This window comes from Saccharothrix mutabilis subsp. mutabilis (genome assembly GCF_039521145.1).
GTDB classification, from domain to species: Bacteria; Actinomycetota; Actinomycetes; order Mycobacteriales; family Pseudonocardiaceae; genus Actinosynnema; species Actinosynnema mutabilis.
Map to the genome: position 1 here is coordinate 127,022 of NZ_BAAABU010000012.1, position 12,436 is coordinate 139,457.

A 12,436-nucleotide genomic window follows, 5' to 3' on the forward strand; every position below is an offset into this window, starting at 1 on the left:
CGGCCGTCTCCCTCAGCCCTGGGCGGCTTCCCAGCGGTTCGGTTCCGCCCCTCACTCCGGGCGGAGGGCGTTGAGGCGGGCGGCTTGGCGGGTCAGGTGGGCTCGTTCGGCCAGGTTCGGGGCCTTGTGGGCGGCCTCGGTGTAGAGGTGGGCCGCCGTCGTCAGGTCGCCGGCTCGTTCGTGCAGGTGAGCCGCCACCGCGGTGTGGCGGGGGAGAGAGGTGTCCAAGGGCGCCAGGGCGGCCAGGCCCGCCTGCGGGCCGTCTGCCTCGCCGATGGCCACGGCGCGGTTGAGGCGGGCCACCGGGCTGTCGGTCAGGCGGACCAGCTCGTCGTACCACTCGACGATCTGCACCCAGTCGGTCTCCTCGGCCGTCCGGGCGTCGGCGTGCAGGGCGGCGATGGCCGCCTGGGCTTGGAACTCGCCCAGGCGGTCGCGGGCCAGGGCCGCTTGGAGCACCCGCACGCCCTCGGCGATCAGGCCCGTGTCCCAACGGGTGCGGTCCTGGGCGGCCAGCGGGACCAGGGAGCCGTCCGCGGCGGTTCTCGTGCCCCGGCGGGCGTGGTGCAGGAGCATCAGCGCCAGCAGCCCGGCCACCTCCGGGTGGTCGATCGCCGCGGCCAGCTGCCTGGTCAGGCGGATGGCCTCGGCGGCCAGGTCCACGTCGCCCGAGTAGCCCTCGTTGAAGACCAGGTAGAGCACGCGCAGCACGGTGGCCACGTCGCCGGGCTGGTCGAAGCGGACGCCGGCGACCGTCCGCTTCGCGCGGCTGATCCGCTGCGCCATGGTCGCCTCGGGCACCAGGTACGCCTGGGCGATCTGGCGGGTGGTGAGGCCGCCGACGGCGCGCAGGGTCAGCGCGACCGCCGACGACGGGGTCAGGGAGGGGTGAGCGCACAGGAAGTACAACTGCAACGTGTCGTCCACGGCGGGCGCGGGGCCGGGTGGGGGTTCCTCCTCCACCGCGTCCTCGCGGCGGCGGCGGGCGGTGTCGGCCCGGGTGGCGTCGAGGAACTTGCGCCACGCCGCGGTGACCAGCCAGCCCTTGGGGTCCAGGGGCGGGTCGGCCGGCCACACGCGGACGGCCTCGACCAGGGCGTCCTGCACCGCGTCCTCGGCCGCCGCGAAGTCGGCTCCGCGGCGGACGAGGATCGCGAGCACGGCCGGGGTGAGGCTGCGCAGCAGGGACTCGTCCATCGAGGTCACTCGGTGATGGTGGGAGGGGAGGCGTAGAAGGGGCGCAGTTCGAGCCACTCGTGGATCGGCTTGCCGCCGGCGCCGGGGGCGGCCGACAGCTCCCCGGCCAGCTCGACCGCGCGCTCGTAGCTGTCCACGTCGATGACCATCCAGCCGGCGATGAGGTCCTTCGTCTCGGCGAACGGGCCGTCGGTCACCGGCGGGCGACCCTCGCCGTCGTAGCGGACCCAGGTCCCCTCGGGGGCGAGGGCCTGCCCGTCGACGAACTCGCCGGTCTGCTCCAGCCGAGCGGCGAAGTCGCTCATGTACCGCACGTGCGCGGAGATCTCCTCCGGCGTCCACTTCTCCATCGGGACGTCGTTGACCGCCGCCGGAGCGCCGCGGTAGTGCTTGAGCAGCAGGTACTTGGCCATCGTCGTTCTCCTCGGTGTCCTCGCGACCCATTGTGGTCGCGTTCACCTCTGGGACGGAGCGGCGCACCGGATCTCGACATCACCGCCGAAGATTTTTTCGACGGGATCGAGCCGGACCCGCGGACGAGCGCGCCCGCGCCACGCCCCGGGTGGCGTGGCGCGGGCGCGACCGCGGACGTCAGAGCAGCTCGGGGCGCTTCCAGGGCTCGCCGAGCACGTGTTCGGCCAGGAACGCGAACACGGTCTCGTACCAGACCTTGGTGTTGCCCGGCGTCAGGATCCAGTGGTTCTCGGTCGGGAAGTACAGGAACTTCGCCGGCACCCCGTGCCGCACCAGGTCGAAGAACAGCCGCTGGCCCTCCCCGACCGGCACCCGGTAGTCCTTGTCGCCGTGGATCACCAGCATCGGCGTCTTGATGTCGGCGACGCGCAGGTGCGGTGAGTTCGCGCGCACCCGCTCGTCGTCGCGCTGCGGGTCGCCGACCTCGCGGATCCAGTAGTAGGAGCTGTCCGTGGTGCCGGTGAACGCGTCGAGGTGCCACAGCGACGCGTGCGTCACGATCGCCTTGAACCGGTCGGTCTGGGTGGCGATCCAGTTCGACATGTACCCGCCGAACGAGCCGCCCATCGCGGCGGTCCGGCTGTCGTCGACGTCCGGCCGCCGCACGGCCACGTCGGTGATCGCCATCAGGTCGGTGTAGGGCTTGGCGCCCCAACTGCCCCAGCCGGCCTGGATGAACTCCTGGCCGTACCCGAGCGACAGCGCCGGGTCGGGCAGCAGCACGGCGTACCCGCGCGCGGCCATCAGCCACGGGTTCCACCGCCAGCTCCAGGCGTTCCAGCTCATGATCGGACCGCCGTGCACCCACAGCAGCAGCGGCGCGGGGTTGTCCGCCGAGCAGCCCGTCGGCAGCACCAGCCACGCCCGCACGGTCCGGCCGTCCTCCACGACGGTCGAGACCTCGGTCAGCGTGCCGGGCAGCGACTCCACGGCACCGGGCGCGGGCAACGCGACCGGGTGCTGGTCCGCGCCCGTCAGGTCCAGGCGAACCGGCCGCGGCGGGTGGTCCCACGCGCTGCGCAACGCGTAGACGTGGTCCCGACCCACGATGACCTCGCTGTACGCGCCCGACGCGGTCAGCCGGACCACCTCGCCGGACGCCAGGTCGAGCCGGAAGACCGGCTGGTGACCCCGCTGCGCGGCGGTGAAGTAGACGGCCGTGCCGTCCGGCGCGACGACCGGGTGCTCGACCTCCTCCACGAAGTCCGGCAGCAACTCGGCGACCTCGCCCTCCAGGGAGATCCGCACCAGGGCGTTGCGCCACGTCCGGTCACCGGTGGAGTCCAGCGCGCGCACCGCGACCACGCCCGACGAGTCGGGCAGGAACGCGACCTGGCCGAACGAGTGCCCGTCCCGGTCGGCCAACACGCGGCTGGACGACCCGTCGGCGGCGACCAACCGCAACCGGACCCGAGCGCCGTAGGACGCGCTGACCTCGACCCGCTCGGTGTGCACGACCCACCGGCCGTCGGGGCTGATCACGGCGGCGTCGTCCAGGCGCGCCGCCGACTCGGGCGTGAGGTCGACCAGCGCGGCGGGATCGAGGCGCTCGCCGGCGGAATCCGCGGAACCGGCCACACCGGCCACACCGGCCACAGTAGAACCGGCCACAGTGGAACCGGCCGCCGAGCCCAGGCCGGCCGCCGCCGTGGAGCCGGCCGCAGTGGAGCCGGCCGCAGTGGAGCCGGCCGCAGTGGAGCCGGCCGCAGTGGAGCCGGCCGCCGAGGCCGAGCGGGCCGTCGTGTGCGCGTCGGGCAGCGTGCCGGTCAGGAGGCGCGGGTAGGCGGGGCCGAGGTCGGCGTCCCAGTACCGGACCGGGTAGGACTCGTGCAGGATCGCCGTCACGCCCGCGTCCTCGCGGGCCTTGCGCAGCTTCGCGTCCTCGGTGAACGCGCCGCCCGGGTGGGCGCCCGCCGTCAGCAGCAGCGTGCCCGACTCGCCGGCCACCACGACCCGGTCCACGCCGCCCGCCGGGCGGAACAGCTCCCGCGCCTCACCCACCGGCGGCAGCAGCCACAGCGCCGTCTTGTCCTTCGTGGACCCCGGGTCGTTCGGCTTCGCTTGCTGGTCCGGCCTACCCGAAAGGAAGAGAAGATCACCCGACGGCGTGAACACCGGGTTCGACTCGCCCTTCGCGCCGCGCGTCAGGCGGCGGGCCGGGCGGGTGCCGGTGGGGTCGATCTCCCACAGCGCGCCCTGCCACGTCTTGCCGTCCGGGGCCAGGTCCGCCACGACCGCGACCAGGCGCGTGCCGTCGGGGGACAGGGCCAGCGACCCGACCCTGGGCATCCGGGTGTAGGCGGTCAGGTCGGCGAAGTCCTCCGCTGCGATCGCCGCGCCCATCAGGCCCCCTGCGACCGGGACCGGGTGAACTCCCACGCGTCGCGCACGATGCCGGCCAGGTCCACCCGCTCCGGCTTCCAGCCCAGCTCGGTGCGCGCCTTCTCGCTGGAGGCCACCAGCACCGCCGGGTCGCCCGCGCGGCGCGGCGCGACGTCGGCCGGGATCTCGTGGCCGGTCACCTCGCGGCAGGCCTCGACGACCTGCTTGACCGTGAAGCCGAAACCGTTGCCCAGGTTGTAGATCCGGTGCTCGCCCGCCGTCGCCGCGCCGATCGCCTTCACGTGCGCGTCCGCGAGGTCCACCACGTGGATGTAGTCGCGCACGCACGTGCCGTCCTCGGTCGGGTAGTCGTCGCCGTACATGGCGACCTTCTCCCGCGTCCCCGACGCGACCTGCAGCACGATCGGGATCAGGTGCGTCTCGGTGGCGTGCCGCTCGCCGAACCGGCCGTACGCGCCGGCGACGTTGAAGTACCGCAGGGACACCGCCGCCAGGCCGTGCGCCGCCGCGTACCCCGTGATCGCGTGGTCGATCGCGAGCTTGGTCGCGCCGTAGGTGTTGGTCGGCCGGGTCGGCGCGGTCTCCGGGATCGGCACCTCGTCCGGCTCGCCGTAGCAGGCCGCGGTCGAGGAGAACACCAGTCGCGGGGTGCCGTGCTCCAGCATCGCGTCCAGCAGCGTCAGCGCCGTGCCGACGTTGCCGTGCCAGTACTTCGCCGGGTCCTGCATGGACTCGCCGACCAGCGACTTGGCCGCGAAGTGCAGGACGCCGTCGAAGCCCTCGGCCAGCACCTCGCCGATGACGTCGTTGATGTCGCCCTCGATGAGCCGGACCCCGTCGGGGACCGCGTCGGCGTGCCCGGTCGACAGGTCGTCGAGCACGACCACCTCGTGACCCGCCTCGACCAGTCGAGCCGCGCACACGCTGCCGACGTACCCGGCACCGCCCGTCACGAGCAGCTTCACCGTGATCCCCGCTTTCCTCTACTCGTCCGTGAAATCGTCCCGGCCCGCGCCCGCCGAGGGCACCGCCGGGAAGGTCCTCGGGGCGGTCCAGCCGCGCCGCGCGTACGCCGCGAGCACGGTCCGCACCACCTCGTCGTGCCGTTCGACGGGCGTCAGCGCGATCGCCGAACCGCCGAACCCGCCGCCGACCATCCGGGCGCCCAGGGCGCCCGCGGCCAGCGCGGCGTCCACCGCGACGTCCAGTTCCGGGCAGGACACCCGGTAGTCGTCGCGCAGGCTCTCGTGCGACGCGGTCAGCAGCGGCCCCAGTTCCGCCATGCCGCCCGCGCGCAGCACGTCCACCGAGCGCAGCACGCGCTCGTTCTCCGCCACCACGTGCCGCGCCAACGGCTTGAGCCGGTCCGGCAGGCGGTCCACGTCCGCGGGGCCCGCGTCCCGCAGCGCGGGCACGCCCAGCAGCGCCGCCGCCTCCTCGCAGCCCGCCCGGCGCGCGCCGTAGCCGCCGTCGAGGTTGGAGTGGTGGGCGCGGGTGTCGATCACGAGCACTTCCAGGCCGGACGCCGCCGCGTCGAACGGCACCTGCTCGGCCTTGCCCGACCGCACGTCCAGGAACAGCACGTGCGCCTCGGTGCACAGCAGCGACGCGGTCTGGTCCAGCAGACCGGTCGGCGCGCCCACGAAGTCGTTCTCCGCCCGCTGCACCCAGCGGGCGATCTCCGGCCGGTCCTCGGGCACCCCGGCCAGCCCCAGCAGGGCCAGGGCCACCGCGCACTCCAGCGCGTGCGAGGACGACAGCCCCGCGCCGGCGGGCACGTCACCCGCGATCACCAGGTCCGCGCCGGAGGTGACGCCGTGTCCGCGCAGCACCCAGGCGACTCCCGCCGGGTACGCGGCCCACCCGGTCACCGCGCCGGGCTCCAGCGCGGCCACCTCGACCGGCTCGGCGCGCTGCACGCCGCCGTCGTCGCCGAGGGTGGCCACGGTCAGCAGGCCGTCGGCGCGCGGGGACGCGGCCACGGCCGTGCGGTTGGGCAGGGCGAAGGGCAGCACGAACCCGTCGTTGTAGTCGGTGTGCTCGCCGATCAGGTTGACCCGACCGGGCGCCGACCACACACCGCGCGGGGCGGCGCCGTGCAGGCGGCCGAACGCCGCCGCGGCCCGCCGTGCCTGCTTCTCCCGCCCCAGGCTCACCTGGCCTGCACCAGGACCGCGTGCGCCACGGACGGGTCGAGCTCGGCCGTCGTGCCGTTGCCGCGGACCTGCACCACCTTCGCGCCGCCCATCGAGTCGACGTCCACCGTGCCGCCCGGCACCACGCCCGCCGCCTTCAGCTCGGCCATCAGGTCCGGGTCGAGCTGCACGTGCTCGGCGATCCGCCGCACCTCGACGCGACCGCCGCCGCGCCGGGCCACCTCGTCCACGCGGACCAGGTCGGACTCCGCCGGCGGGGCCGGGTCGCCGTCGCCCAGCTTGTCCAGGCCGGGGATGGGGTTGCCGTACGGGGAGGTGGTGGGGTTGCCCAGGAGCTTGACCAGCTTGCGCTCGACGGCCTCGCTCATGACGTGCTCCCAGCGGCACGCCTCGCTGTGCACGTGCTCCCACTCCAGGCCGATGATGTCGACCAGGAGGCGCTCGGCGAGCCGGTGCTTGCGCATGACCGCGATGGCCAGGCTCCGGCCCTGCTCGGTCAGCTCCAGGTGGCGGTCGTCGGCGACGACGACCAGGCCGTCGCGCTCCATCCGCCCCACGGTCTGGCTCACCGTGGGACCGCTCTGGCCGAGCCGCTCGGCGATGCGGGCGCGCAACGGCACGACGCCCTCTTCTTCGAGCTCGTAGATCGTGCGGAGGTACATCTCCGTGGTGTCGATGAGGTCGTTCACACCCGCTCCCCTTCGTATGGTGCCAATGCTAGTCGCCCGGTGAGGGGTGCAGGATGGTGCCGTGCATCCATTGATCAGCACCGAAGCCCTGGTCTCCGCGCTCGCCGACGCCGCTGGGCCGGTCGTGGTGGACGTCCGCTGGCGGCTGGGCGGACCTCCCGGACGTCAAGACTACGAGGTCGGGCACATCCCGGGCGCGCACTACCTCGACCTGGACACCGACCTCTCCGCCGCGCCGGGCGAAGGCGGGCGCCACCCGCTGCCCGCGCCGGACGACCTGCAGCGCGTGCTTCGCTCGATCGGGATCGACCAGGGTCACCCGGTCGTGGTGTACGACGGTGGTGACGGGTCGGTCGCGGCGCGCCTGTGGTGGCTGCTGCGGTGGGCCGGGCACCGCGAGGTGGCCGTGCTGGACGGCGGGTTCGCGGCGTGGGTCGCGGAGGGCCGGCCGGTGACCGCGGAGGTCCCGCCGGCGACCGAGGGCGACATCGTGGTCAGGCCCGGCGCGATGCCCGTGGTGGACGCCGACGAGGCCGCGGCGCTGGCCCGCGAGGGCGTGCTGCTCGACGCCCGCGCCGCCGCCCGCTACCGGGGCGAGACCGAGCCGGTGGACCCGCGCGCGGGGCACATCCCGGGCGCGGTGAACGCCCCCTCGACCGAGCACGTCGGCGCGGACGGCCGCTGGCAGGCCCCCGCGGCGCTGGCGGAACGGTTCCAGGCGCTGGGCGTGCGTGACGGTGCGCGCGTGGGCGCTTACTGCGGGTCGGGCGTGACGGCGTCGTCGGTCGTGCTGGCCCTGGAGGCGGCCGGCGTGACGACCCCGGACGAGCCGGCCGAGCTGTACGCCGGCTCGTGGTCGCACTGGTGCGTGGACCCGTCCCGGCCGCTGGCCACCGGCCCCAACCCCTGATCCACGCGACCCCGCCCTGCGAGGCCGCCGTCGAACTCAGGCGTTGGGGATCTTCTCGAAACCCTTGGTCGCGAGCTTCAGGGCCGCCTCGCAGGGCTTGCCGCTGTCGTCGATCGGCGTGACGTTGGCGGTGAAGGCGGGGGTGAGCCCGACGGTGCCCGGCTCGTCCAGCACGACCACGACGGTGCAGGAGCCGCCCTCCTCCTGCACCTCGTACGCGGTGTTGCCGCCGATCTCGAACTCCCGGCGCTCCTGGTCGTCGGTGGTGTCGAAGCCCACCCGGAACAGCACCAGCGTGAACGGCTCGTCGGTGCTCTGCACGCAGCCCGGGTCGCCGGGCTTCCGGGCGCCGACGGCCTCGGCGACGTCCTGCGGCGTGAGCAGCTCGCAGCTGTCGTAGCCCTCGGACTTCTTGCGCGTGCCGACCTTCACGCTCCCGCCGGAACTGCCCGGCTTGGTGACCGTGGTGCTCACCGCCGTCTTCCGCCCGCTCGTGGACTCCTTGGTCGCGCTGGGCTTGCCGGACGTCGTCTTGGCGGCGCTCGACCCGCCCGCAGCCGGCTTCGCGGAGCCGGTGACCGTCGTGGCGCACGCGGACAGGCCGAGCACGAGGGCCAGCGCCAGCGTGGCCGTGAGGGTGGTGGAGCGTCGCATGTCCTGTCTGACCCCGTTCCGACGCGCGGGGTTCCATCCTGGGTGAACGCGTTCCGCCCCGGCCCGTCGCGGCAGACTCTAGGACCTGCCGCGACGGTCGCACGTCGGGAGCGGCCAACCTGTGATCACACCACCGGTGGGCGCGTGCATTAGGTTCCGGAGGCATGGGCGCCGAAGAGGTCACCGCCACCGCCGCCGTCGTGTGGGACGAGTCGTTCCTCGGCTACGACCTGGGCGGCGACCACCCGTTGAACCCGGTCCGGCTGGACCTGACCGTCCGGCTCGCGACCTCGCTGGGCGTGCTGGACGGCGTCGAGACGCTCGCGCCGCCGCCCGCGACCGACACCGAGATCGAACGCGTCCACGAGCCGTCCTACCTGTCCGCCGTGCAGGCCGCGCCGATGGCCGCCTGGGACGTCGGCCACGGCCTGGGCACCGCCGACAACCCGGTGTTCGAGCGCATGCACGAGGCGTCCGCGCTGGTCGTGGGCGGTTCGCTGGCGGCGGCGCGGCGGATCGCGTCCGGGGAGGTCAAGCGGGCGGTGAACATCGCGGGTGGCCTGCACCACGCCATGCGCGACCACGCCGCCGGGTTCTGCGTCTACAACGACTGCGCGGTGGCCATCTCGTGGCTGCTGGACAACGGCTTCGACCGCATCGCCTACATCGACTCCGACGTCCACCACGGCGACGGCGTCCAGGACGCGTTCTACGACGACCCGCGCGTCCTGACCGTCTCCCTGCACCAGAACCCGCTGAGCCTGTGGCCGGGCACCGGCCGCCCCTCCGAGCTGGGCGGACCGGGCGCGGAGGGCACCGCGGTGAACCTCGCCCTGCCGCCGGGCACCCGCGACCCGGGCTGGCTGCGCGCCTTCCACGCGACCGTCCCGGCGCTGCTGCGGAGTTTCCGGCCGCAGATCCTGGTCACCCAGTGCGGCGTGGACACCCACCGCGAAGACCCGCTGGCCGACCTGGCGCTGTCGGTCGACGGGCACCGCGCGATCTACCGGACCTTCCGCGACCTGGCCGAGGAGATCACCGGCGGGCGCTGGCTCGCGCTGGGCGGCGGCGGGTACGAGCTGGTCCGCGTCGTGCCCCGGTCCTGGACGCACCTGCTGGCCACCGTGCTGGACCGCGACGTGGACCCGGCCACCCCGCTGCCCGCCGACTGGGTCGCCGACACCGCCCGCCGCGCCCCGAACTGGCCGCTGCCCACCACCATGTCCGACGACGCCGACGTGGCGTTCGAACCGTGGGGCGGCGACGCGGACACCCCGCTGGACGCCGCCGTCCGCGAGACCCGCCGCGCGGTGTTCCCGCTGCACGGCCTGGACCCCGACGACCCGAGGGACTGACCCGGTGGACCCGTACGACTACCCGCGGACGTGGGAGGCCGACGTCGTCCTGAGCGACGGCGGCACCGTCCACCTGCGCCCGATCACCCCCGACGACGGCGAGAAGCTGCTGGCCTTCCACGGCCGGCTGTCCGAGCGGACCCGCTACTTCCGCTACTTCGGCCCGTACCCGCGGATGCCCAAGCGGGACGTCGAGCGGTTCACCACCGTCGACCACGCCGACCGGGTGGCGTTCGTCGCCCTGCTGGGTGACGACATCGTGGCCGTGGGTCGCTACGACCGGCTGGGTGGGGGCGACAGCGCCGAGGTCGCGTTCGTCGTGCAGGACGAGCACCAGGGCCGGGGCCTCGGGTCGATCCTGCTGGAGCACCTGGCGGCGGCGGCCCGCGAGCGCGGGCTGAGCCGGTTCACCGCCGAGGTGCTCGCGGAGAACGGCCAGATGGTGCGGGTCTTCCGGGACGCCGGGTACAAGGTCAGCCGCGCGTTCGAGGAGGGCGTCCTGCACCTGGAGTTCGACATCGACCCGACCGAGGAGTCGGTGGCGGTGGCGCGGGCGCGCGAGCAGGCGGCCGAGGCGCGCAGCGTGCACAACCTGCTGCACCCGCGGTCGGTGGCGGTGATCGGCGCGTCGACCGACCCGACCAAGATCGGTCACGCGGTGCTGGCGAACCTCCTGGAAGGCGTCTTCCACGGGCCGGTGTACCCGGTGAACGCCGAGCACCGGTCGGTGCGCGGGGTCCGGGCCTATCCGTCGGTGCTGGACATCCCCGACGACGTGGACCTGGCCGTGGTCGCGGTGCCGGCGGCCGGCGTGGACGAGGTCATGGACGCCTGCCTGGCCAAGGGCGTGAAGGCGCTGGTGGTCGTGACCTCGGGCTTCGGGGAGACCGGGCCGGGCGGGTTGAGCGCCGAGCGGCGGCTCGCGGCGGAGGCGCGGGCGCACGGGATGCGGGTGGTCGGGCCGAACGCGTTGGGCGTGCTGAACACCGAGCCGTCGGTGCGGCTGAACGCGACCCTCGCGCCGAGGTTGCCGGGACGGGGGCGGACCGGGTTCTTCTGCCAGTCCGGTGCGCTGGGGACCGCGATCCTCGCGGCGGCGGCCGAGCGCGGGTTGGGCCTGTCGACGTTCGTGTCGGCGGGCAACCGGGCGGACGTGTCCGGCAACGACATGCTCCAGTACTGGGAGACCGACCCGGCCACGGACGTGGTGCTGCTGTACCTGGAGTCGTTCGGCAACCCGCGCAAGTTCGCGCGGCTGGCGCGGCGGTTGGGGCGGACCAAGCCGATCGTGGCGGTGAAGTCGGGGCGGCACGCGGTGTCCCCGGCGTTGGCGGCGACCGGCGTGCAGGTGGACGAGTCGTCGGTGCAGGCGTTGTTCGAGCAGGCCGGCGTGATCCGGGTGGAGTCGCTGGCCCAGTTGTTCGACACGGCATTGCTGCTGGCCCACCAGCCGCTGCCGGCCGGGCCGCGGGTGTCGGTGGTCGGGAACTCGACGGCGATCGGGCTGCTGGCGGCGGACACGGCGCTGGCCCAGGGGTTGGAGCTGGCCGGGCCGCCGGTGGACGTCGGCGCGCAGGCCGGTCCGGAGGTGTTCGCGGCGGCGGTCCGGGACGCCCTGGAGAACCCGGACACGGACGCGTTGGTGGTCGTGTTCGTGCCGCCGCTGGCGGTGCCGGGGGCGGCGTTCGCGCGGGCGCTGCGGGAGGTGGCGGGGACCAAGCCGATCGTCTCGACGTTCCTCGCGGTCGAGGGCGTGCCGGACGAACTGGCGGTGCCCGGCCCGGACGGCGCGCCGGGGCGCGGGTCGGTGCCGTCCTACCCGAGTCCGGAGCGGGCGGTGCTGGCGTTGGCGCGGGCGGCCCGGTACGCGCGGTGGCGGGCCGAGCCGCAGGGCCACTTCGTGCGGCCGTCCGGGATCGACGCGGTGGCCGCGCAGGCGCTGGTGGACGGGTTGGACCTGGTCGAGGAGCGCCGGGTCGACGACGAGACCGCGGTGCGGCTGCTGGCGTGCTATGGGGTCGAGGTCGTGCCGTTCCGGGTGGTGCGGTCGGCGGAGGAGGCCGTGGCGGCGGCTGCCGCGCTGGGGTACCCGGTGGCGTTGAAGTCGGTGGACGAGCGGTTGCGGCACCGGACGGACCTGGTGGGCGTGCGGCTGGACCTGACCGGTGAGGACGCGGTGCGGTCGGCCTACGACATGCTGGCCGAGGTGTCCGAACGGTCCGATGTGTACGTGCAGCGCATGGCTCCCAAGGGGATTTCCTGCGTGGTGGGACTCCAGGACGACCCGTCGTTCGGCACGTTGGTGTCGTTCGGGCTGTCCGGTTTGGTCAGTGACCTGTTGGGGGATCGGGCATATCGGGCGGTGCCGTTGACCGAGACGGACGCGCGGGCGTTGGTGCGCGCTCCGAAGGCGGCTCCGCTGCTGGCGGGCTACCGGGGTGGGGAATCGGCCGATCTCCCGGCGCTGGAGGAACTCGTGCTGCGGTTGGCGGCGTTGGCCGAAGATCTTCCCGAGGTGCGGGAGTTGGCGTTGGAACCCGTGCTGGCCAGCGCGGCCGGGGCGTTCGTGACCAGCGCCCGGTTGACGTTGGGGCCGCCGCCGTCTCGTCACGACACCGGGCCGCGGCGGCTGCGGTCGCCCGGTGGGGGCCGGTAAGG

General features: G+C 74.1%; 10 protein-coding genes. 3 read left to right on the forward strand and 7 right to left on the reverse strand.

The genetic code is table 11. The features are described from left to right. Positions 1 to 51: 51 nt before the first annotated feature. The 6 genes from ABD126_RS24405 to ABD126_RS24430 form a co-directional block, all read right to left on the reverse strand. Positions 52 to 1,197, reverse strand: a complete 1,146-nt coding sequence (locus tag ABD126_RS24405) for an RNA polymerase sigma factor (RefSeq protein ID WP_343936306.1) — start codon at positions 1,195 to 1,197, stop codon at positions 52 to 54. A 5-nt stretch (positions 1,198 to 1,202) separates the two neighbouring features. Next, a complete protein-coding gene (locus tag ABD126_RS24410) occupies positions 1,203 to 1,610 on the reverse strand; it encodes a YciI family protein (RefSeq protein WP_343936218.1) in 408 nt (135 codons plus the stop codon). A 178-nt stretch (positions 1,611 to 1,788) separates the two neighbouring features. Further along, positions 1,789 to 4,014, reverse strand: coding sequence for a prolyl oligopeptidase family serine peptidase (locus ABD126_RS24415; RefSeq protein WP_343936219.1), 2,226 nt, complete (start codon positions 4,012 to 4,014; stop codon positions 1,789 to 1,791). Beyond that, on the reverse strand, positions 4,014 to 4,979 hold the full coding sequence (gene galE, locus ABD126_RS24420; RefSeq protein WP_343936220.1) for a UDP-glucose 4-epimerase GalE: 966 nt from the start codon (positions 4,977 to 4,979) through the stop codon (positions 4,014 to 4,016). The genes ABD126_RS24415 and galE overlap by 1 nt, the downstream gene beginning before the upstream one ends. A gap of 18 nt (positions 4,980 to 4,997) precedes the next feature. After that, positions 4,998 to 6,170 carry a galactokinase gene (gene galK, locus ABD126_RS24425; protein WP_343936221.1) on the reverse strand — a complete coding sequence of 391 codons (1,173 nt, stop codon included), beginning with the start codon at positions 6,168 to 6,170 and terminating at the stop codon, positions 4,998 to 5,000. Then, positions 6,167 to 6,859: an iron-dependent transcriptional repressor DtxR gene (locus ABD126_RS24430; RefSeq protein ID WP_343936222.1), complete on the reverse strand. Its 693-nt coding sequence runs from the start codon at positions 6,857 to 6,859 to the stop codon at positions 6,167 to 6,169. The genes galK and ABD126_RS24430 overlap by 4 nt, the downstream gene beginning before the upstream one ends. Before the next feature lie 61 nt (positions 6,860 to 6,920). On the opposite strand from ABD126_RS24430, the gene ABD126_RS24435 reads away from it, so the two are divergent. Next, the gene (locus ABD126_RS24435) at positions 6,921 to 7,769 is read left to right on the forward strand and encodes a sulfurtransferase (protein WP_343936223.1); all 849 of its coding nucleotides are present in this window, start codon (positions 6,921 to 6,923) and stop codon (positions 7,767 to 7,769) included. 36 nt (positions 7,770 to 7,805) lie between these two features. Here the strand turns inward: ABD126_RS24435 and ABD126_RS24440 are convergent, their stop codons facing one another. After that, on the reverse strand, positions 7,806 to 8,423 hold the full coding sequence (locus ABD126_RS24440) for a DUF3558 domain-containing protein (protein ID WP_343936224.1): 618 nt from the start codon (positions 8,421 to 8,423) through the stop codon (positions 7,806 to 7,808). Positions 8,424 to 8,587: 164 nt separating this feature from the next. Here ABD126_RS24440 and ABD126_RS24445 point away from each other — a divergent pair, with 164 nt between their 5' ends. Continuing rightward, on the forward strand, positions 8,588 to 9,778 hold the full coding sequence (locus tag ABD126_RS24445; protein ID WP_343936225.1) for an acetoin utilization protein AcuC: 1,191 nt from the start codon (positions 8,588 to 8,590) through the stop codon (positions 9,776 to 9,778). Between the two features lie 4 nt (positions 9,779 to 9,782). Then, positions 9,783 to 12,434: a bifunctional acetate--CoA ligase family protein/GNAT family N-acetyltransferase gene (locus tag ABD126_RS24450; protein WP_343936226.1), complete on the forward strand. Its 2,652-nt coding sequence runs from the start codon at positions 9,783 to 9,785 to the stop codon at positions 12,432 to 12,434. Positions 12,435 to 12,436: the final 2 nt, after the last annotated feature.